Raw genomic sequence first — 21659 nt, 5'->3', positions numbered from 1 at the left:
TATAGGTTGCTGTTAAGTACATTATCCACGGAGCTGATATGACAAGCGAAGCTATGCAAATTTCACTCTTCACCCAGCCTGCCGATGCGCGTTGGGGAGAAAAAGCGTCGTTGAGCGCTAACGAACAGGGGTTCACCATTCATGTGCCCGAAACGGCAGCGTTGGGCATCATTCAGCGCGCGGCGCGCAAAATTGACGGGCAAGGCATCAAGCACGTCAAACTGGTGGGCGATGGCTGGGATCTGGAAACTAGCTGGGCGTTCTGGCAAGGCTACCGCGCACCGAAAGGTAAACGTACCGTCGAATGGGCGCCGTTGGAAGAGACGCAGCGCAAGGCGCTGGATCTGCGTCTGAAAGTTGTCGATTGGGTACGCGACACCATTAACCTGCCCGCCGAAGATTTAGGGCCAGAACAACTGGCAACGCGTGCGGTGGATTTGCTGCACGATGTGGGCGGCAACGCGGTCAACTATCGCATCACCAAGGGTGAAGATCTGCGCGATCAAAACTATATAGGGCTGCATACGGTAGGGCGTGGTTCAGAACGCCAACCGGTGTTGCTGGCGCTGGATTTTAACCCGACGGGTAACCCGGATGCGCCGGTGTTTGCTTGTCTTGTGGGCAAGGGCATCACCTTTGACAGCGGCGGCTACAGCCTGAAACCGAGCGGCTTTATGGATTCGATGAAATCCGATATGGGCGGTGCGGCGCTGGTTACCGGTGCGTTGGCACTGGCAATTGCTCAAGGGTTAACCCGTCGCGTAAAACTCTACCTGTGCTGCGCTGACAATATGGTGAGCGGTAACGCTTTCCGTCTCGGTGACATTTTGCGCTATCGCAACGGTAAAACCGTCGAAGTAATGAACACCGACGCGGAAGGGCGTCTGGTGCTGGCGGATGGTCTGATCGATGCCAGTGCGCAAGCGCCACAGTGGATTATCGATTGTGCCACGCTCACCGGTGCGGCCAAAACGGCGCTGGGTAACGATTATCACGCGTTGTTCAGCTTTGATGATGCGTTTGCTGAACGCCTGCTCACCAGCGCAAAACAGGAGAACGAACCGTTCTGGCGCTTGCCGCTGGAGGAATTTCACCGTTCGCAACTGCCGTCCAGTTTTGCCGAGCTGAATAACGTTGCAGGCGCGGCGCACAGCGCGGGTGCCAGCACGGCCGCGGCGTTCTTGTCGCATTTTGTCTCGTCCTACCAGAAAGGGTGGCTGCATATCGACTGCTCGGCGACCTACCGTAAAGGGGCGGTGGAGCAGTGGGCGACCGGAGCGACCGGCTTGGGCGTGCGCACGCTGGCCAATCTGCTGCTGAGCGAAGACTAGCATTGAGTGAATAAGGCGTGAGTGATAATCAAAGTATGACATTTACACCGCAAAACAAGCTGGAAGAGGTGCTGATGAAGGCGGCGACCGAGCCTGCCCATCGGCCTGAGTTTTTCACCGAGCTGATGGACGCTACCGTCTATATCATTATCATTGGCGGCAGCGATGATGCGAGCGAACAGGGTGCCAGTACGCTGCCTGTTGGCAGTCAGGTTGAGATTCAGCACTGGGAAAAAACCGATGGCAGTACCGCTATCCCGTTTTTCTCGTCGCTGGAAGCCTTGCAGATGGCTATCTCAACGGAAGCCGCTTTTCTGGCGCTGCCAGCCCGTTCGCTGTTTGAATTAACGCATGGGCAGACGTTGTTCCTTAACCCTAAACTCCCCTACGGCAAAGAGTTCCTGCCGCAGGAGGTGGAACACATGCTAGCGGGTGAAGGCAATGGCTTTGTGCAAAGCCGTGTGGTTGACGAGTCGGTAGAAGTGCATCTTAGCCTGCCGGATCCGTCGCCGGACCAAATGATCGATTCGCTGACGCAACTGCTTGCCAAGCATCGCCCGGTGCGCCGTGCGTGGGTAGTGCAGATCAAGGAAGGTGAAGCCGAACCCAATCTGCTGATCGGTCTGGAGCTGGTCGATTTGGATGACGTGGAGGCGGTTATCCAGGCGGTAGGCACGGTTGCCAGCGATACCGTCGTCGGCGATCAGCCGGTGGATATTTGTATCGTCGATAAGGATGAAAAGGGCGGCGTAAGCCAATATTTTCTGCACCACGCCACGCCGTTTTATGAACGTAAGTGGGGCAGCTTCCTGCGTGAGTTCAAACAAACGGGCAAAGCGTAATTTACCTTGTGCATCCCCTGTTCAGGGGATGCCAACTAGACCAGGTTGCCCGTGGTTGCCCGCAGCAGCAGTGAATCAATCAGCAACACCAAATTAGACTCGAACGAGCTAACCTCTCCCGCTTCGGCCGCAAAATGAATAGCGTCATCATGCAAGCGAAAATGCAAATCCACCACGTTGGCCAACGGATTAAACGATGCACGAGTGAAGGCGACCACGGTCATGCCGATGTTTCTGGCGATCTGCGCTTTTTCAACTACCTGCTCGGTTTCTCCGCTGCGCGAGATAGCGATAAAGATGCGGTATTTGGGGGCATTGCTAAGAAAAATCCCTTTGCTGTCCCCCAGACCGGAGACAAACGCATCCTTACTCAGTATTTGCAGCTTTTTCGCGAAGTACTCGGTAAACAGGTGGGAGAACCCGGCACCGTAAAGAAAAAAATGGCTCTCGTGACGCAGGATATGGCAGAAGGCGTCCATCAGCGCGGGCGTCACATAGGTGAAGGTTTTTTCGTAATTGGCAACAAAATGGCGATAGGCTTCGGGGATGCCATCGCTGGCAACCGACGTGGGGGTTGCCGGAAACGAACGTGGCGCATCGGCGAGCAACTGCTTGCAGTGATAGATAAACTCGCTGTAGCCGCTAAACCCCATTTTTTGGCACAGGCGCATAATGGTTGCCGTCGAGACATAGGTTTGCTGCGCCAGTTCACGCACGGTGATCTTGCCGACTAGCAAAGCGTGCTCGGCGATAAACACCAGCACGCGGTGTTCCGCGCGCGTCAAATCTCTGCCGTGGTGAACCAGTGATGTCAACCGGCTATCCATGGTGCTGCTCCTGCGCGGCAATCAGCCTAATGCTATAGGGGTATCATCACGGGCGCCCCATTCGCTCCAGGCACCGTCATACAGCGTGGCATTGGACACGCCTAACTGCGCAAGCGCCAGGATCACCACCACGGCGGTGACGCCAGAGCCGCAACTGGCAACAATCGGGCGGCTGAAATCCAGGCCCGCTTTGTGCAGAATCGTCGCCAGCTCAGGGCTGGGTTTCAGGGTGCCCTGTGTCACCAGGTCGCCCCACGGTACGTTCAGGCTGCCGGGAATATGGCCGCGATGCAGGCCGGGGCGCGGTTCATCCACTTCACCACGAAAACGTGGGGCGGGGCGCGCACCGACGATTTACGCCGAGCCGTCACGGCTGATCGCCAATACCTGTTCCCGAGAGCGGATTGCGCTTTCGATTAACACGGCATTAAAATGTGCTAGCGTGGGGTGTACGTCTCCCTGCTCAATCGGATAACCCTGGGCTTTCCACTCCGCCAGCCCGCTGGAAAGAATAGCCACCTGACGAGCGCCGAAGTGGGTTAGCATCCACCAGGCACGCGGAGCGGAAAACAGGTTACCTTCATCGTAAATCACCAGCGGTTGCTGGTCGCTGATGCCCAATTCACCCATCGCTTTGGCGAACGCTTCTGCGCTGGGCATCATGTGGGGCAATGCGGTGTTGGGATCGGACAGGGTTTCAATATCAAAAAAAACCGCACCGGGCAGATGCCCTGCGCGGTATTCAGCATGGATATCCCGGCTGGTTTCACCCGGCGGTAACATGCGCGCATCGATCAGTGTGATGTCATCGGAAGCCAGATGCTCCGCGAGTCAGTTGGCAGAAACAAACAAACGGGAAGAAGAAGCTGACATATAAACCTCACGCATGGGCAGTGCATGCTGCCCTGAGTGAAACAGTGGTAAATATTGTCAGCCATTTTTCCTTTTCCGACAAGCAGCTATTCGGATTTGCCTGCGTTCACCGCCACGCCGTCACGGTAGGCCTGTTTCAACTGCGGCCAATATTCCTGGTTTGCCACGATCATCTCATCGAGGATCGCTTTGGCATGCTGCATGGTGGGCACAGTACGATTGAGCGTAAATGCCAGCAACGCTTTCTCATAGCTGCCTTCAAGGGTCGCTTCCACCAATAACTGCTCGGACACCAACTGCTGTTCCAGCAGCGCGCGATGGAATGTTGGCACATTGCCCATGCGAACCGGCTCCGGTCCGTTTGCCGTGATATACGCGGGTACCTCCACCATCGCATCATAGGGCAGATTGGCAATAGCCCCTTTGTTCTCAACTATCACCAGATGGCGCTGGCGCAGGTCGAACGCCAGCGAGCAGGCAACATCGACAATAAACGTGCCGTGCACGCCAACGTGGAACGCGTCTGGCAAAATCCCGGTTTGTTTGTAGGTCGCGGCGGCAGCAAACAGTTTCTTCTCGCGCCCGTCCATCACTTCGTTGGCGCGAGTATAGTTGGGGTCCTGATGCGCGACGATCTCGTTAGGCATCAGGTAGTACTGCAAATAAGGGTTTGGCACGAATTCCGGGAAGTGATCCATCACCGGTTTGATATTGCGCCAGGTTTTCACCCAGGACTGATCGGCATGCTGCGGATCGGTGTCTGCGGCATTGGCGGTTAGCAGGCCATAACGGGCGATGTGCTCGCGTAATTCCGGCAAACGATCTTAACCTTCGACCAGCACGCGGGTAAACCAGCCAAAGTGATTCAGGCCGAAGTAATCAACGGTAATTTCTTCGCGTTTTACGCCCAGCACGGCGGCGATATTGCGCATCGCAGCCACCGGCATGTCGCAGATATTCAGTACCCGGGCATCAGGGCGCATGCGGCGGATCCCTTCCGCGACAATCGCCGCCGGATTGGAGTAGTTAACAATCCAGGCATCTTTATGCGCAAAGCGCTCAACCAGATCGATCAGTTCAACCATCGGCAGGATGGTGCGCAAGCCGTAGGCCAATCCACCGGGGCCGCAGGTTTCCTGCCCCACTACACCGTGACGTAGCGGGATCTTCTCATCCTGCTCGCGCATTTTGTATTGTCCAACGCGCATCTGTGCAAACACAAAATGCGCACCGGTGAACGCCACTTCTGGATCGGTGGTGACACAGAAACGAATGCTGTCGCTGTGATCGCGAATCACCTTTTCGACCACCGGCGCGATGGTGTCCTGACGTTGACTGTCGATGTCGTACAAGCGGATCTCAGCCAGCGGGAAATCGGCCAGGCGCACCATCAGGCTTTTCACGATGCCAGGGGTATAGGTACTGCCGCCACCGGCAATGGTCAGGATGAAAGGGGGTTTGGTCATCGTCTGTCTCCTTTTAAAGCGCATTTTCTACGGCTTCACGAACGGTTTTTACATGCAGGCCATACACCACCTGGACATTGTTGCCCTGGCGGATAACGGCTTTGGCACCGGTGGTTTTCAACTGCTGGTCATCGACCAGCGCAGTGTCTTTCACTGTCACCCGCAATCGGGTGTAGCAGTTGTCGACCACCTCAATATTGGGTTTGCCGCCCAGTCCGGCGATAACGATGGCACCGTCGGGGGCGTTGCTGACTTTTTCCTGCGCTTTACTCTGATAGTCGGTTTTGGAGTAGAGCCGCGTCTCTTCTTCATCCGCTTCACGTCCGGGTGTCGGCATGTCGAAGTACAAGATCAGGGAGCGGAACACAAAGAAGTAGATAACCGACATGGTAAGACCGACCGTGATGTACATCGGCCAGTTGTATTTGGCGATGCCCAGTGGCAGGTTATACAGCAGAAAATCGATCACGCCGTTAGCGCCAATGGCGTGCACGCCAAGCAGCGAGAACAGCATCATCCCCAACCCGGTCAACACCGCGTGCACCACAAACAGTAACGGCGCGACGAACAGGAAGGAGAACTCCAGCGGCTCGGTGATGCCGAGCAGGAAAGAGGTAAAGGCAGCTGGAAACAGGATAGCCTTTACGGCAATGCGTTTTTCTGGCTTAGCGGTGACATACATCGCCAGTGCCGCTGCGGTCAGGCCAAACATTTTACTGATACCGCGTTCATCCCAGGCGACGGTCGGGCTCAGTTGTGTGACGCTGGGGCAGGCCATTTCGGCAAAATAAATATTACGCGCACCCTGATACAGCTTGCCGCACACATCCGCGGTTCCACCGAGTTCGGTATACAGGAACGGGGTATAGACCAGATGATGCAGTCCGGTTGGGATCAGAATTCGTTCAAGGAAGCCGTAAATTGCTACCCCAAACGGTCCAGCGCCTTTAATCGCAAAGGCCAGTGCGCTAATGCCAGTGCGCTAATGCCGTGTTGGGCATAAGGCCAGACGGCGCTCATGATAAAGCCGAGCAGTATTGCGCTGGGGATTGCCAGAATGGTGACAAAACAGTGGCCTGAGTAGATAGCCATCACGCCGTTAAACTGTTTGCTGGAATAGCGGTTAAACAGATAACCGGCAAAGGCACCGATGAGGATACCGGCGAACACGCCCATTTCCAGCACTTGCACGCCCAGCACCATGCCTTGCCCGGCAGGACGCATTTCTGCGGCAGGTACCAGTTTGCCCTGAAGTTTCAGCGTAATGTTCATCGCGTTGATGAAAATTATAAAGGTCACCGCGGCATAGCCTTTGTCACGCGTGGCAAGGCCAATGGGGATGCCGACGGCAAACACCAGAGCCAGGTTGGCCAGGATGGCAACGGCGGATTTGGCGATCAGTTGACCAAAATTCTGAATAATGGGGTGGTGCAGCAAAGGCAGATATTCGGCCAGGTTGCCGTTACCGAACACATTACCAAACGCGATAAACAACCCGACGATTGGCAGGATCAGCACCGGACCGTACAGCTATTTGCCGAAATTCTGCAACGCATTGACGGCTCTTTTCATTTTTTGCCCTCTTCGTGGCTATTGTTAAGGGTAACGTCTGTCAGGTGTCACCTGAGAAGGTGTAGCGTACGGGTAAAGCCTAGCAGTGAATCGTGCAGTAATTCTAGTTATCTTATTGTTTTAAAAATAAATTACTCAAAAGGTAACAAATTACTCTGGGAACTGTGATCGCACAGCGATTGCCATGACACGGGGATTTGCCCTCCTGTGTGGCGATGTGCGCAATGACGAGACAAAAAGATACGATTTTTTTAAGAAAATGTTATATAAGCCGATAGGCAAGGGAATGTGGCCACCCTATAATCGGTGCCACTTTCACTGACTGGTATGATAATTCTTTTAATCCGGTCGTTATTAGCGTGTGACATAATGAGGTCAATATGACGGTAGAACGTACCTTTTCCATCGTAAAACCCAATGCCGTAGCCAAGAATACCATCGGTGCCATTTACGCGCGTTTTGAAAGCGCCGGATTCACGCTGGTGGCCGCCAAAATGGTGCAATTAACTCGTGCGCAGGCGGAAGGCTTCTATGCTGAGCACCAAAGCAAGCCGTTTTTTGATGGCCTGGTGGATTTCATGACCTCTGATCCGATCATGGTGCAGGTGTTGGAAGGCGAAAACGCCATTCAGCGCAACCGTGACATCATGGGTGCGACCAATCCGGCGAATGCGCTGGCAGGCACACTGCGTGCTGACTACGCAGACAGTTTTACCGAAAATGCGGTACACGGCTCCGATTCTCCGGAATCTGCCGCACGTGAGATCGCTTATTTCTTCAGTGCTGAAGAGATCTGCCCGCGCCTGCGTTAATCTGGTGCGGCGGTTTTTCTCGCATCAAGCGTAAAAAAACGCGACGGCGGTAGCATCGCTGTTTTAAACTTTGTACAATGCCGCGCCCCGGATGAGCACGTACTGTTTGTCCGGGGCGTTTCTTATTCATATTATCGTCATCTGTCGCGCCACAACGTGTAATAACGAGGCCAAGAGTTACCATTATGAGCATGTCCCAGCCTCCGTCTTTAGCGGAAAGCACCACCCTGTCTGCCGCCACCTGTTCCTCCACTGCTACTGATGCTGCACCTGTCGTGAAAACCGATGGTGAAAAGATCAATCTGTTGGATTTGAATCGCCAGCAAATGCGCGCCTTTTTTGCCTCTATTGGTGAAAAGCCATTCCGCGCCAATCAGGTGATGAAGTGGATGTATCACCACTGTAGCGATGATTTCGCCGAAATGACGGACATCAACAAGGTGCTGCGTCAGAAGTTACAGCAGATCGCCGAGATCCGTGCGCCGGAAGTGGTCGCTGAACAGCGTTCTTCGGACGGCACCATCAAATGGGCGATTCTGGTCGGTGGGCAACGGGTCGAAACCGTGTACATCCCGGAAGAAGATCGTGCCACGCTCTGCGTCTCCTCGCAGGTGGGCTGCGCCCTTGAATGCAAGTTTTGTTCGACCGCGCAGCAGGGGTTCAACCGCAACCTGCGCGTATCGGAAATTATTGGCCAGGTGTGGCGTGCCGCGAAAATCATCGGTGCTCAGAAAGTCACCGGCCAGCGCCCAATCACCAACGTGGTGATGATGGGCATGGGTGAGCCGTTGCTGAACCTGAACAACGTGGTGCCCGCCATGGAGATCATGCTGGATGATTTCGGTTTTGGTTTATCCAAACGTCGTGTCACGCTTTCTACCTCTGGTGTGGTACCGGCGCTGGATAAATTGGGTGATATGATCGATGTCGCTTTGGCGATATCGCTACATGCACCGACGGATGATATCCGCAATGAAATCATGCCCATCAACAAAAAGCATGACATTGCGACCTTTTTAGCCGCTGTACGTCGCTATCTGGAGAAATCCAATGCCAATCAGGGGCGTGTTACAGTGGAATACGTGCTGCTGGATCACATCAATGATGGCACCGAACATGCGCATCAGCTTGCCGAGTGTTTAAAAGATATCCCCAGCAAGATTAACCTGATTCCCTGGAACCCGTTCCCGGGTGCGCCTTATGGTCGCAGTTCCAACAGCCGCGTAGACCGTTTCTCCAAGGTGCTGATGGAGTATGGTTTCACCACCATCGTGCGTAAGACGCGCGGTGACGATATTGATGCGGCGTGCGGTCAATTGGCGGGCGAAGTGGTCGATCGTACCAAGCGGACGCTGCGCACCAAACGCGCGAGTGAACCAATTCAGGTTAAAGCGGTCTAATGCCTTAATGTGCTTGGCGAAATGGCATTTGGCATCGAATCAGGGTGCCAAACGCCTTTCATCGGCATATGATGGCGTCCGCGTAGCTAGCGTGTATTGGCTGAATACGCGCTGGTGTTTGCTGCGTTAACGACAATGCGGATGCGGCAGCGAGCGGACAGGGAATCCGTTTTTTAGCGGAGGGTCAGGATGACACCTCGTATTCAGCAAGCGTATGTACAACGTCGTGTTTTATTCGCGCTCGGCATCGTAGTGCCACTGTTGAGTGGGTGTGCCAAGGTGCAGCGCCCGTCGGCGACAGAAGCGTTGGTAACTACGCAGTTGCAATTGGGTATGGCATACCTGAAACGAGACGATCTTGACGCGGCGCAACTTGTCGAGCGCCGTTGAGGCGGCTCCAGACGATTACCGTACCCAACTGGGTATGGCGTTGTACGAACAGCGCATTGGTGAGTATGGTGCGGCAGAACGGCGTTATCAAACCGCGTTGCGTCAGGCACCGGAAAATGCCAGCGTAATGAATAATTACGGTGCGTTTCTCTGTAGTTTAGGGCAGTATGTAGCGGCGCAGAAACAGTTCAGCGCTGCGGCGCAACATCCTGATTATCGGGAAGTTGCGCAGGCTTTGGAAAACGCGGGATACTGCCATTTCAAAGCTGAAAAATGTGATGAGGCACGCACATTGTTAGTTCGGGCGCTACACTATGACCTGACAAAAGGCGACAGGGTGCTCAGTGAAGTGGGGCATCGACTGACTGCCCAACACTTTAACGAAGCCAGGCACCTTTTGGATATTTATCACCATAGCCTTCCAGCCAGCGCTGAGAGTCTGTGGTTAGAGATTCGTTTCGCCGCGTTGGCGGGCCGTGATGATGAGCGTAACTATCATGGCGACAGGCTGGCGCGAAGTTTTCCACACTCTAAACAGTACCAGCAGTTCTTAGCTAATGAATACTGAAGCCACTCTAGAAAATATCACCCCTGCCACTCCTGGCGAGCGTCTGCGTCAGGCGCGTGAGCATATGGGATTGACACAGCAAACTGTCGCTGAACGTTTGTGCCTCAAAGTGACTACCGTGCGAGAGATCGAAGAGGGCAGCACCTCTCCCGATTTAGCACCTACCTTTTTGCGCGGTTATATCCGCTCTTATGCCAAGCTGGTGCATTTGCCGGAAAGCGAACTGCTGCCAGCGTTGGATAAACACGTGGTGCCGAGAATCGCCAACGTGGCGTCAATGCAAGGCTTTGCCTTGGGAAAAAGCCGTAAGAAACGCGATGGCTGGTTGATGACCTTTACTTGGCTGGTGGTGCTTATCGTGCTCGGGTTAACCGGTGCCTGGTGGTGGCAGAATTATCAGGTTCAGCAGCAAGAGATCAGCTCGATGGTCGATCACGCAGCGGCTAACACACCGGAAGAGTCTGAGACTCAAACGGCGGTTCCGCTCGCCACGACGGGTTCACAGACTATCGATTTGACGCAGATTGCGCCGGCCGTGCCGGAAGGTGCAAACACCGCCGCGAATTCAGCGTCGGTGAATACGCCTGCTGCCAATGCAGCAACGACCACGGGTGCGCCAGTGACGTCAGCGCAGGCAGGTAATGGGCATCAGCCTGTTGCACCGTTTACCACGCCCCCTTCTACTGCTACAGAGCCCGTTGCTTCACCGAGCGCAACGCCTGTCAGTGACAACGGCAATACCATTGCTATTACCTTTAGCGCCGACTGTTGGCTGGAAGTGATCGATGCGGCAGGCAAAAAACTCTACAGCGGCGTGCAGCGCAGCGGCAGTGTGTTAAACCTGAGCGGTCAGGCGCCTTATCGCTTGAAGATCGGCGCACCAGCAGCAGTGCAAATTCAGTATCAAGGTAAACCGGTGGATTTGAGCCGGTTTGTAAGAAGCAACCAGATTGCTCGTCTGACGCTGGCAGCGGAGTAATTTCCGGTGCCGGTGATGCTGTAAATGTGGAGAAGAAGTAATGCATAACCCTGCACCCATCGTCCGTCGCAAATCAACGCGCATTTACGTCGGCAAGGTGCCTGTTGGTGACGGCGCACCGATTGCTGTGCAGTCTATGACTAACACCCGAACCACCGATGTGGACGCCACGGTAAAACAGATCAAGTCCCTTGAACGCGTTGGCGTGGATATTGTTCGCGTCTCCGTGCCTACCATGGACGCAGCAGAAGCGTTTAAGCTTATCAAACAGCAGGTTAACGTTCCGCTGGTGGCCGATATCCACTTTGACTACCGTATCGCGCTGAAAGTGGCGGAATACGGCGTAGACTGCCTGCGTATCAATCCCGGCAATATTGGCAACGAAGAGCGTATTCGCTCGGTGGTCGATTGCGCGCGCGATAAAAACATTCCGATTCGTATCGGGGTCAACGGCGGTTCACTGGAAAAGGATCTTCAGGAAAAATACGGAGAACCCACGCCGGAAGCGCTGTTGGAATCTGCAATGCGTCACGTCGACATCCTCGATCGCCTCAACTTCGATCAGTTCAAGGTGAGTGTGAAAGCGTCGGATGTATTTCTGGCAGTGCAGTCTTACCGCTTGCTGGCGGCGCGTATCGATCAGCCGCTGCATCTGGGGATTACGGAAGCGGGTGGCGCACGCAGCGGTGCGGTCAAATCGGCTATCGGTCTGGGGCTGTTGCTGTCGGAAGGCATTGGCGATACGCTGCGTATTTCGTTGGCGGCCGATCCGGTTGAAGAAGTCAAAGTCGGCTTTGATATCCTGAAATCGCTGCGTATTCGCGCGCATGGCATCAATTTCATCGCGTGCCCTACCTGCTCTCGTCAGGAATTCGATGTTATCGGCACGGTCAACGCGCTGGAACAGCGTCTGGAAGATATCATTACGCCGATGGACGTTTCCATTATTGGTTGCGTGGTCAACGGGCCGGGCGAAGCGCTGGTCTCAACGTTGGGCGTGACCGGCGGTAACAAGAAAAGCGGCTTTTATGAAGATGGCGTGCGTCAGAGAGAGCGCTTTGACAACGACGACATGATTGACCAACTGGAAGCGAAAATTCGCGCCAAAGCGGCGATGCTGGATGAAAATAAACGCATCACGGTCAATGTGGTGGACAAGTAATCAGCCTCGCATCGTCAGTGACTGTTAAACCCGGCGGTGGCTTTAACGTTGAACAGAGCACATTGAACCCCCTATAATAGGGTCCATTGGAAAAACGATTTTAAAACGCATAGAGAACTGACGTGGCAAAAAATATCCAAGCCATACGCGGCATGAATGATTATCTGCCTGCCGAAACGGCCTTATGGCAGCGTATCGAAGATAGCCTGAAAAAAGTACTCCGCAGTTACGGTTACAGTGAAATCCGTCTGCCCATCGTTGAACAGACGCCGTTGTTTAAACGGGCGATTGGCGAAGTGACCGATGTGGTCGAAAAAGAGATGTACACCTTTGACGACCGTAACGGCGATAGCCTCTCACTGCGTCCGGAAGGGACCGCAGGCTGCGTACGTGCCGGTATTGAACACGGCATCCTCTATAATCAGGAACAGCGCCTGTGGTATATGGGGCCGATGTTCCGTCACGAACGTCCGCAAAAAGGGCGCTACCGTCAATTCCATCAGTTAGGCTGTGAAGTTTTTGGTCTGCAAGGGCCGGATATCGATGCCGAACTGATCCTGCTCAGTGCGCGCTGGTGGCGCGCACTGGGTATCGCCGAACACGTTGCGCTGGAACTGAACTCCATCGGTTCGCTGGAAGCGCGGGCGCGCTACCGTGACGCCTTGATCGCTTTTCTGAAACAACACAAAGATCAGTTGGATGAAGATTGTTTGCGTCGCATGTATACCAACCCGCTGCGCGTATTGGATTCCAAAAACGCGCAGGTGCAGGCACTTCTCAATGATGCGCCGGTGTTGACGGACTATCTGGATGACGAATCTCGCCAACACTTTGAGCAACTGGATGAACTTTTAACGCAAGCGGGTATCCCATTTACGGTGAATCCGCGGTTGGTGCGCGGTCTGGATTATTACAACCGCACGGTGTTCGAGTGGGTCACCACCAGTCTGGGTTCGCAGGGCACGGTGTGCTCGGGCGGCCGTTATGATGGCATGGTGGAGCAGCTTGGTGGGCATGCCACGCCTGCTGTCGGTTTTGCCATGGGGCTGGAGCGTTTGGTGTTGTTAGTGCAGTCGGTTAACCCTGATTTCACCACACTGCCTGGCGTTGAGGTGTATCTGATTTCCTCCGGCGTTGGCACGCAGTCAGCGGCCATGCAACTGGCTGAAACACTGCGTGATGCGCTGCCAGAGCTGAAACTGATGACCAACTATGGCGGCAGAAATTTCAAGAAACAGTTTGCTCGCGCGGATAAATGGGGCGCTCGTATTGCGCTGATGCTGGGCGAGAACGAAGTGGCTTCCGGTCAGGTGGTGGTGAAAAATCTGAGCAGCGGCGAGCAGGATACATTGGCGCAGGCGGACGTTGCCGCGCGTCTGGCAAAGTTACTGGGTTGAGGAGAGAGACACCGTGGAAGTCTATACCTCTGAGAATGAGCAGGTTGATGCGTTGCGCCGCTTTTTGATTGAAAACGGCAAAGCGTTGGTGGTGGGGATTGTGCTCGGTATCGGTGCCCTGGTTGGGTGGCGTTACTGGCAGAATCATCAGTCTGAAGGGGCCATGTCTTCCTCGTTGGCTTACCAGCAGGCCAGTGAAGCATTGGTGAAAGGTGATGCTGCGGGCGTTTCGGCGGCGGAAAAATTCTCGGCCGAGAATAAGAGCAGCTATGGCGTGCTGTCTTCCTTGCAACTGGCGCGCTATCACGCCGATAAAGGGGAATTCGCTCAGGCGGAAACCCAATTGCGCACCGCGTTGGCGCAAACCAAAGATGTCGATCTGCAAGCATTGACCGCGCTGCGTTTGGCGCGCGTTCAGGTGCAGCAGGGTAAGGCCGATGACGCTTTGAAAACGCTGGATACCATCACACAGGCAGGATGGGCTGCCATGGTGGCGGATGTGCGCGGCGATGCGTTGGTGAGCAAAGGCGATAACGCGGCTGCGCGCGCGGCTTACGATAAAGGGGTGGCGGCGAATCTGCCACAGGCATTGCAGGCGTTGCTGCGTATGAAATTAAATAATCTGCCGGGCTAAGAGGAACGTCATGCAATTGCGTAAAACACTTGTGGTTGGAATGCTTTCTCTGGCTTTTTTGAGCGGATGTTCGCTGTTCAGCGGCGAAGAAGACGTGGTAACCATGTCGCCGCTGCCCAAGGTTGAAAATCAATTTACGCCAACCAAAGTTTGGAGCAGTTCTGTGGGGAGCTGCCTTGACGGGCACTACTCCAATTTGCGTCCAGCCTGGCAGGGCGATCGCGTTTTTGCCGCCGACCGTAAAGGTCTGGTGAAGGCGATGGATTTGGCGAACGGCAAAGAGCTGTGGCGCGCCGATCTGTCTATCAAACGTGGGTTTATCTCTTCGCGTGAATCTGCGCTGCTTTCCGGCGGTGTGACGGTTTCTGGCGATCGTGTGTATGTCGGCAGTGAGCGTGCAGAGGTATTTGCGCTTAATGCGGCAGACGGTACCCTTGCATGGCAGGCCACGGCGGCCGGTGAAGTGTTATCACGCCCGGTGGTGAGTGATGGCGTGGTGCTCGTGCACACCAGCAACGGTATGCTGCAAGCGCTGGATGAAAGTGACGGTGCCATCAAATGGACCGTAAACCTGGATATCCCAACGCTGTCGCTGCGCGGTGAATCTGCGCCTGCCACCGCGTTTGGTGCTGCTATTGTCGGCAGTGACAACGGTCGTGTAAATGCGGTGCTGATCAACCAAGGACAACTGATTTGGCAGCAGCGCATTTCTCAACCGAGCGGCGCGACCGAAATCGATCGCCTGAACGATGTGGATACGACGCCAGTGGTGGCTGGTGAGCTGGTCTATGCACTCGGCTATAACGGCAACATGGCGGCGCTCGATCTGCGCTCCGGCCAGATCGTGTGGAAACGCGAGCTGGGCAGCGTGCAGGATTTTGTCATCGATGGCGATCGTATCTACGTCGTGGATCAAAACGATCGCGTGGTCGCTCTCAGCACCAATGGTGGCGTGAATCTGTGGCGACAAAGCGATCTGCTGCACCGTAACCTGACCGGGCCGGCGCTGTATAATGGCTATCTGGTGATGAGTGACTCCGAAGGTTATCTGCACTGGATCAATACTGCGGATGGTCGCTTCGTGGCGCAGCATAAAGTGGACAGTTCCGGTTTCCTGAGCGACCCGGTGGTGGCCAGCGACAAGCTGTTGATTCAGGCCAAGAACGGCGACGTATACGCATTTACTCGCTAGATAACAGAAGGTATCTGGGCAGAACTGCGCAGGCGGTGTGAGCCTCGAAACGGCTCCTGAACGTATCAGGAGCCGTTTCGTCTTTTAAATGTCAGCGAGTCGATTTTCTGTAACATATTGAAATATAATAAATGAGGTTGTGAAATGATACCTGTCGTCGCGCTCGTTGGGCACCCGAATGTGGGAAAATCTACCCTGTTTAACCGCCTGACGCGTACCCGTGACGCCCTGGTGGCGGATTTTCCTGGGCTGACGCGTGACCGTAAATACGGCCGGGCGCAAGTGGAAGGGCAGGAGTTCATTATCATTGATACCGGTGGTATCGACGGTTCGGAAGAGGGCGTGGAAACCCGCATGGCAGGGCAGTCGCTGCTCGCCATTGAAGAAGCGGATATCGTGCTGTTTATGGTGGATGCGCGCGCCGGGCTGATGCCTGCCGATCTGGGCATCGCACAGCATTTACGCAGCCGCGAGAAAGCCACCTTCCTGGTCGCCAACAAAATTGATGGCGTGGATGCGGATATCGCGATGGCGGATTTCTATTCGCTGGGGCTGGGTGAGGTCTATCCCATGGCGGCTTCCCACGGGCGCGGTGTTACCTCGTTGCTGGAAAACGTGTTGCTGCCTTACGCCAAGCAAGAAGATGAACCGGTTGAACTGACGGAAGAAGAGGCTAACGCTGCCTATTGGGCGGAACAGTTAGGCGAAAATACCGATGAGCCAGAGGACACCGAAGATGACTTCGATCCGGAAAGTATGCCCATTAAACTGGCTATCGTCGGTCGCCCCAATGTGGGCAAGTCCACCCTGACCAACCGTATTCTGGGCGAAGACCGTGTGGTGGTATATGACATGCCGGGCACCACCCGCGACAGCATTTACATTCCGATGGAGCGCGATGGCCGCGAGTATGTGCTGATCGACACCGCTGGCGTACGTAAACGTGGCAAGGTTACGGAAACCGTCGAAAAATTCTCGGTGATCAAAACGCTGCAAGCGATTGAAGATGCCAACGTGGTACTGCTGGTTATCGATGCGCGCGACGGCATTTCCGATCAGGATCTCTCGCTGTTGGGCTTTATTCTTAATGCGGGACGTTCGCTGGTTATCGCGGTGAACAAATGGGATGAGCTGTCGCAAGAGATCAAAGAGCAGGTGAAAGACATGCTCGACTTACGTCTCGGGTTCATCGATTTTGCGCGCGTGCATTTTATCTCTGCGCTGCATGGCAGCGGCGTCGGTAACTTGTTTGAGTCGGTGCACGAAGCGTATACCTGCGCTACCAAGCGTGTGAACACTTCACTGTTGACCCGTATCATGCAGATGGCCGTTGACGATCATCAGCCGCCGCTGGTTCAGGGGCGTCGCGTGAAGCTGAAATACGCTCACCCCGGGGGATACAACCCGCCGATTGTGGTGATCCACGGCAATCAGGTCAAAGATCTGCCGGATTCCTACAAACGCTACCTGATGAACTACTACCGCCGTTCGCTGAACGTGATGGGCACGCCGATTCGCATTCAGTTCAAAGAGGGGGAAAACCCCTTTGCCGAGAAGCGCAATACCCTCACGCCCAATCAGTTGCGTAAGCGTAAGCGCTTGATGCAGCACATCAAGAAAGGCAAGTAATCAGAATGGGGCGTAATCGATGATCCGCCCCATTTTTATTATGGCTTTTGAATCAGCAATGACCGTCAACCCTGTGTGAAAGTGTACGTTATGTCTTGGGAAACCTGGAGTTTTGCCTTTAATGTCACCATGCCCAACCTGTTAATCCTGTTGATGGGCATGGGGCTGCACCGTTTGGGGCAGTTGGATGACGCCTTTTGCGATTCGGCAATGAAGCTGGTGTTTAATCTGGCGCTGCCCTTCCTGCTGTTTTTCAGCGTGGCGACCAGCCAACAGTCAATTGTCACGCATTTCCCGATGATCCTCTATGGTGCCGTAGGCACCGTAACCACGTTTTTATTGCTCGAGTATGCGGCTGTTTATCTGATGAAAGATCCCCGTGAGCGCGGTATTTTCGTTCAGGGTGGCTTTCGATCCAACACCGGCATTATGGGGTTGGCGTTTGCAGTACGCGCTTATGGTGAGCAGGGGATTGCGGTCGGCTCGCTCTACCTGACGGTCACTTCTCTGTTATCTTGTTCAACGTGCTGTCCGTGATCACCCTAACGCGCAGTCTACGGCGGGGGCTGGATGGCGGCCGCGTCAGCAAGAAAGCGCTGTTGACCAGCATCGCGACCAATCCGCTGATTATTGGGCTGTTACTGGGGGTGGGCTATTCTCAGTCTGGCTTGGCGCTGCCTGACGTGGTGCGACAAACGGGTCAGCAGATCTCCGGGCTGGCGCTGCCATTGGCATTGGTGTGCGCCGGGGTGAGTCTGGATTTCAAAACCATGCTGCGCACCAGTAACGTCGCGGCGTTCTCCACCGTTGCCAAACTGGTGGTGGTGCCAGGCCTGCTGACGCTCGGCTGCTGGCTGGTAGAATTTCGCGGCGTGCAGTTGGGGATCATTTTTCTCTTTACCTCGACCCCGACGGCGGCAGGCAGCTATGCCATGACTCGGGCTATGGGGGGAATGCTACGCTGGCGGCCAACATTATCGCCATGACCACGGTAGGATCGTTTTTTGCCACAGCGCTCGGGGTTTATTTGTTACGCGCCTGGGGTATCGCTTAAGCCTGAAACGGAGGAGCCAATGGAAACCCTGTGCCCGCATTGCCAACATGCCCTGAACTGGCTGAACGATAGTCGGTTCCAGTGCCCGCAGTGCCATCACCATTTTCAGCAACAAGCGTATTGCCCGGAATGCCAGCAGCCTCTGCAAACCTTATCAGCCTGCGGTTCGGTGAGTTATTTCTGCCAACGTGGCCACGGTTTGATTTCACGCCAACGCGTGCTGTTCAGCTATCAGTCGGAACAGGACTAAGTGTGCGCTGAGTGAAAAACAAGCGATAAGGTGCGTTGGATTGCTGAAAAATCGACCGAAAACGGTCATTTTTAGCTATTTTCGTCATTCCCACCCACCTACGTCATTCCCGCGTAGGCGGGAATCTCCGCGGGTTACACTCATTTCTTCTGGCGGAGATCCCCGGCTTTCGCCGAGGATGACGAAAAGATACGCGTCTTTACCATCAGTCTGAAGCGTTAAGATGTTTTCCGACGTGCGCGCTTTTTAGCATCCGGCGTGACCTGCGTGACCTGGCTTTCCACCCAGCCGTCCTGTAACCGGGTTTTTAGCGTGTCGCCTGGTGCTGCCTGAGTCGTGGCGCGTAAAACCTGCCCTGAGGGGGTGGTGGTCACGCTATAGCCACGCGCCAGCGTTTTTAGCGGGCTGACGCCTTCCAGATGGGAACAAACCTCACCCAACCTCTGTTTATTCTCACTCAGTTGCCGGGTGATAAGCCGCTGCAATTGATACTGCATCTGTTGCAGGTGTTGCTGCGCACGATGAATACGTGAAAGCGGTTGCTGCTGCGTCAGCCGCTGCTGCAACCGCTCATTGCGCAGGGTCGCGCGCCGCAGTTGCTGCTGCATGCTCTCATCGAGCCTGCGCCGCAGGGTGATCAATTGGTTAAGCTGACGCACCAAGCGTAACTGCGGATGCTGTTGCTGCAAACGGTGGTGGAGTCGGGCGAAATCGCGCTGGCGCTGGGCCAGTGAATAATCCATCGCCATTTCCAGCCGCTGACGTTGTGCATGTAGCTGGCGCAGCAGTTCGTTACGATCGCGACTGACCAACTCTGCCGCCGCCGACGGGGTGGGGGCGCGTAAATCCGCCACGAAGTCGGCAATGGTGACATCGGTTTCATGGCCGACAGCGCTCACAATAGGAATACGACTGGCGAAAATGGCGCAAGCCACCCGTTCATCGTTAAAGCTCCAGAGATCTTCCAGCGAACCACCGCCGCGCCCAACGATCAGCACATCACACTCTTGTCGTTGATTGGCAAGCTGAATGGCACGAACAATTTGCGTTGGAGCCTCTTCGCCTTGCACCTGACTTGGATAAATCACCACCTGCAGTGCGGGATCGCGCCGCTGTAGCACATGCAGGATATCATGCAGCGCCGCGCCGCTAGGTGAAGTAATGACGCCGACGCTGCTGGAAGGGCGAGGGAGCGCCTGTTTAAATGACTGATCGAACAATCCTTCTGACGCTAACCGCTGCTTAAGCTGTTCGAACTGCTGTTGCAACAGGCCATCGCCTGCGGGTTGCATGCTTTCTGCCAGCAGTTGGTAATCACCGCGCGGTTCGTACAGGGTGATCGTGGCGCGCAGCAACACTTGCTGCCCGTTTTGTGGGCGAAACGTCACACGGCGATTGCTGGTGCGAAACATGGCGCAGCGCACCTGAGCGCGCTCATCTTTCAGGGTAAAGTACCAGTGACCGGAGGCGGGTTGGGAGAAGTTGGATATCTCGCCGCACAGCCAGATTTGCCCCATTTCCATTTCCAACAGTTGCCGGACGGTTTGATTGAGGCGGCTGACGGTAAAAATAGTGGATGAAGGCGCTTGGGACATGGCGTTGGCTAACCCGATTTAGTGAGCGAGATCAAATTTTAAAACAGAGGGTTAATTGACCAATACTACCTTGCCTGAAAGGTTAATCAAGTTTTTTTATAAAAAAGCTGGAGGCAACCGATTACGCTCTGTATAATGCAACGGCAATATTTTATCGCATCCCCACATGAGATATTGCCCATGCTACGTATTGCCAAAGAAGCACTGACGTTTGATGACGTCCTCCTGATCCCAGCTCACTCGACCGTTCTGCCGAACACTGCCGATCTCACCACCCAGCTCACAAAAACGATTCGTTTGAATATTCCTATGCTCTCTGCTGCCATGGATACCGTGACGGAATCCGGTTTGGCCATCGCATTGGCGCAGGAAGGCGGCATCGGTTTCATCCATAAAAACATGTCGATTGAGCGCCAGGCTGAAGAAGTCAGCCGGGTGAAACGCCATGAAAGCGGCGTGGTTGTCGATCCGCAAACTGTGACGCCAACCACCACGCTGCGTGAAGTCAAAGCGCTGACCGAACGTAACGGCTTTGCTGGTTACCCGGTAGTGACTGACGATAACGAACTGGTTGGAATTATCACTGGTCGTGACGTGCGTTTTGTGACTGATTTGGAACGTCCGGTGAGCGCCGTGATGACGCCGAAGGACCGTCTGGTAACGGTGCGTGAAGGCGAAGCGCGTGACGTGGTGCTGCAAAAAATGCATGAAAAACGCGTTGAGAAAGCGCTGGTGGTGGATGGGAGCTTCCATCTGCTCGGCATGATCACTGTGAAAGACTTCCAGAAAGCCGAGCGTAAACCTAACGCTTGTAAAGACGAACATGGTCGCCTACGCGTTGGTGCGGCAGTTGGCGCTGGTGCGGGCAACGAGGAGCGCGTCGATGCGCTGGTTGCTGCCGGTGTTGACGTACTGCTGATCGACTCCTCGCACGGCCACTCTGAGGGCGTGTTGCAGCGCATTCGTGAAACCCGCGCTAAATACCCCGACCTGCAAATCATCGGCGGCAACGTTGCCACCGGTGTCGGTGCCAAAGCGCTGGCTGAAGCAGGTGTGAGCGCCGTGAAAGTCGGTATTGGCCCTGGTTCTATTTGTACCACCCGTATCGTTACCGGCGTGGGTGTACCGCAGATCACCGCGATTTCCGACGCGGTAGCAGCGCTTGAAGGTACTGGCATTCCAGTCATTGCTGATGGCGGTATCCGTTTCTCCGGTGACATCGCCAAAGCCATCGCTGCGGGTGCAGCCTGTGTGATGGTAGGTTCTATGCTGGCGGGCACGGAAGAATCTCCGGGTGAGATCGAGCTGTATCAAGGCCGTTCCTTTAAATCTTACCGTGGGATGGGCTCGTTGGGTGCCATGTCCAAAGGCTCTTCTGACCGTTATTTCCAGAGCTATAATGCTGCAGATAAACTGGTGCCGGAAGGGATCGAAGGGCGTGTTGCTTATAAAGGCCGCCTGAAAGAGATCGTGCATCAGCAGATGGGCGGCCTGCGTTCCTGCATGGGCTTGACCGGTTATGGCACTATTGACGCACTGCGCACTCAGGCCGAATTTGTTCGCATCAGCGGTGCAGGCATTCAGGAAAGCCACGTGCACGATGTGACCATCACCAAAGAATCTCCGAACTATCGGATGGGTTGATTGGGCCCACAGGCCAATCTGCCGATGTGATGGCTGATTTGA

Annotated in this window: 14 protein-coding genes and 5 pseudogenes; 14 read left to right on the top strand and 5 right to left on the bottom strand. The window is 54.9% G+C overall.

The window, feature by feature from the left end; genetic code table 11:
- The first annotated feature begins 38 nt into the window (after positions 1-38).
- A complete protein-coding gene (gene pepB / locus CS369_RS00415) occupies positions 39-1331 on the top strand; it encodes an aminopeptidase PepB (protein ID WP_196905567.1) in 1293 nt (430 codons plus the stop codon).
- A 35-nt stretch (positions 1332-1366) separates the two neighbouring features.
- Positions 1367-2173: an enhanced serine sensitivity protein SseB gene (gene sseB / locus CS369_RS00410; RefSeq protein ID WP_196905623.1), complete on the top strand. Its 807-nt coding sequence runs from the start codon at positions 1367-1369 to the stop codon at positions 2171-2173.
- A 35-nt stretch (positions 2174-2208) separates the two neighbouring features.
- On the opposite strand, the gene CS369_RS00405 is transcribed toward sseB, so the two are convergent.
- From CS369_RS00405 to CS369_RS00390, 4 genes and pseudogenes are all read right to left on the bottom strand, one after another.
- Complete coding sequence (locus CS369_RS00405; RefSeq protein ID WP_196905566.1) at positions 2209-3000, bottom strand: MurR/RpiR family transcriptional regulator; 792 nt, start codon at positions 2998-3000, stop codon at positions 2209-2211.
- Positions 3001-3021: 21 nt separating this feature from the next.
- Positions 3022-3819: pseudogene (gene sseA, locus CS369_RS00400) on the bottom strand (3-mercaptopyruvate sulfurtransferase).
- A gap of 140 nt (positions 3820-3959) precedes the next feature.
- A pseudogene (locus CS369_RS00395) lies at positions 3960-5339 on the bottom strand (6-phospho-alpha-glucosidase).
- Between the two features lie 13 nt (positions 5340-5352).
- Positions 5353-6869, bottom strand: a pseudogene (locus tag CS369_RS00390) (PTS transporter subunit EIIC).
- Positions 6870-7291: 422 nt separating this feature from the next.
- Between CS369_RS00390 and ndk the strand changes: the two are divergent.
- From ndk to CS369_RS00335, 11 genes and pseudogenes are all read left to right on the top strand, one after another.
- Entirely contained in the window at positions 7292-7723 is a 432-nt protein-coding gene (ndk, locus tag CS369_RS00385) for a nucleoside-diphosphate kinase (RefSeq protein ID WP_196905565.1), read from the top strand.
- A gap of 191 nt (positions 7724-7914) precedes the next feature.
- Complete coding sequence (locus tag CS369_RS00380; RefSeq protein WP_196905622.1) at positions 7915-9123, top strand: bifunctional tRNA (adenosine(37)-C2)-methyltransferase TrmG/ribosomal RNA large subunit methyltransferase RlmN; 1209 nt, start codon at positions 7915-7917, stop codon at positions 9121-9123.
- A gap of 189 nt (positions 9124-9312) precedes the next feature.
- Positions 9313-10081 (top strand): annotated as a pseudogene (gene pilW / locus CS369_RS00375) (type IV pilus biogenesis/stability protein PilW).
- Positions 10071-11060 (top strand): cytoskeleton protein RodZ, encoded by a 990-nt coding sequence (rodZ, locus tag CS369_RS00370; RefSeq protein WP_196905564.1) that lies wholly within the window; start codon positions 10071-10073, stop codon positions 11058-11060. Before pilW ends, rodZ begins: the two are co-directional and overlap by 11 nt.
- 40 nt (positions 11061-11100) lie before the next feature.
- A complete protein-coding gene (gene ispG, locus CS369_RS00365) occupies positions 11101-12222 on the top strand; it encodes a flavodoxin-dependent (E)-4-hydroxy-3-methylbut-2-enyl-diphosphate synthase (protein ID WP_196905563.1) in 1122 nt (373 codons plus the stop codon).
- Positions 12223-12344: 122 nt separating this feature from the next.
- A complete protein-coding gene (gene hisS / locus CS369_RS00360) occupies positions 12345-13619 on the top strand; it encodes a histidine--tRNA ligase (RefSeq protein ID WP_196905562.1) in 1275 nt (424 codons plus the stop codon).
- Between the two features lie 13 nt (positions 13620-13632).
- The gene (locus CS369_RS00355; protein WP_196905561.1) at positions 13633-14253 is read left to right on the top strand and encodes a YfgM family protein; all 621 of its coding nucleotides are present in this window, start codon (positions 13633-13635) and stop codon (positions 14251-14253) included.
- 10 nt (positions 14254-14263) lie between these two features.
- Positions 14264-15445: an outer membrane protein assembly factor BamB gene (gene bamB / locus CS369_RS00350; RefSeq protein WP_196905560.1), complete on the top strand. Its 1182-nt coding sequence runs from the start codon at positions 14264-14266 to the stop codon at positions 15443-15445.
- 144 nt (positions 15446-15589) lie between these two features.
- On the top strand, positions 15590-17074 hold the full coding sequence (der, locus tag CS369_RS00345; RefSeq protein WP_196905559.1) for a ribosome biogenesis GTPase Der: 1485 nt from the start codon (positions 15590-15592) through the stop codon (positions 17072-17074).
- Between the two features lie 90 nt (positions 17075-17164).
- Positions 17165-18128: pseudogene (locus tag CS369_RS00340) on the top strand (AEC family transporter).
- 19 nt (positions 18129-18147) lie between these two features.
- Positions 18148-18378: a zinc ribbon domain-containing protein gene (locus CS369_RS00335; RefSeq protein WP_196905558.1), complete on the top strand. Its 231-nt coding sequence runs from the start codon at positions 18148-18150 to the stop codon at positions 18376-18378.
- Positions 18379-18596: 218 nt separating this feature from the next.
- Here the strand turns inward: CS369_RS00335 and xseA are convergent, their stop codons facing one another.
- Positions 18597-19973 carry an exodeoxyribonuclease VII large subunit gene (gene xseA / locus CS369_RS00330; RefSeq protein ID WP_196905557.1) on the bottom strand — a complete coding sequence of 459 codons (1377 nt, stop codon included), beginning with the start codon at positions 19971-19973 and terminating at the stop codon, positions 18597-18599.
- A 180-nt stretch (positions 19974-20153) separates the two neighbouring features.
- Here xseA and guaB point away from each other — a divergent pair, with 180 nt between their 5' ends.
- Complete coding sequence (gene guaB, locus CS369_RS00325; protein ID WP_196905556.1) at positions 20154-21617, top strand: IMP dehydrogenase; 1464 nt, start codon at positions 20154-20156, stop codon at positions 21615-21617.
- Positions 21618-21659 lie beyond the last annotated feature (42 nt).

Origin of the sequence: Candidatus Symbiopectobacterium sp. 'North America' (genome assembly GCF_015762685.1) — a bacterium.
GTDB lineage: Bacteria > Pseudomonadota > Gammaproteobacteria > Enterobacterales > Enterobacteriaceae > Symbiopectobacterium.
The sequence above is the reverse complement of the archived record's forward strand: the minus strand, read 5'-3'. Positions and strand labels throughout refer to the sequence as shown.

Bases quoted from the DNA above. Each gene is read 5' to 3' on its own strand.
- guaB (WP_196905556.1), top strand. From the start codon at position 20,154: ATGCTACGTATTGCCAAAGAAGCACTGACGTTTGATGACGTCCTCCTG.
- rodZ (WP_196905564.1), top strand. From the start codon at position 10,071: ATGAATACTGAAGCCACTCTAGAAAATATCACCCCTGCCACTCCTGGC.
- pepB (WP_196905567.1), top strand. From the start codon at position 39: ATGACAAGCGAAGCTATGCAAATTTCACTCTTCACCCAGCCTGCCGAT.
- ndk (WP_196905565.1), top strand. From the start codon at position 7,292: ATGACGGTAGAACGTACCTTTTCCATCGTAAAACCCAATGCCGTAGCC.
- xseA (WP_196905557.1), bottom strand. From the start codon at position 19,973: ATGTCCCAAGCGCCTTCATCCACTATTTTTACCGTCAGCCGCCTCAAT.
- CS369_RS00405 (WP_196905566.1), bottom strand. From the start codon at position 3,000: ATGGATAGCCGGTTGACATCACTGGTTCACCACGGCAGAGATTTGACG.
- CS369_RS00335 (WP_196905558.1), top strand. From the start codon at position 18,148: ATGGAAACCCTGTGCCCGCATTGCCAACATGCCCTGAACTGGCTGAAC.
- bamB (WP_196905560.1), top strand. From the start codon at position 14,264: ATGCAATTGCGTAAAACACTTGTGGTTGGAATGCTTTCTCTGGCTTTT.
- CS369_RS00380 (WP_196905622.1), top strand. From the start codon at position 7,915: ATGTCCCAGCCTCCGTCTTTAGCGGAAAGCACCACCCTGTCTGCCGCC.
- der (WP_196905559.1), top strand. From the start codon at position 15,590: ATGATACCTGTCGTCGCGCTCGTTGGGCACCCGAATGTGGGAAAATCT.
- sseB (WP_196905623.1), top strand. From the start codon at position 1,367: ATGACATTTACACCGCAAAACAAGCTGGAAGAGGTGCTGATGAAGGCG.
- ispG (WP_196905563.1), top strand. From the start codon at position 11,101: ATGCATAACCCTGCACCCATCGTCCGTCGCAAATCAACGCGCATTTAC.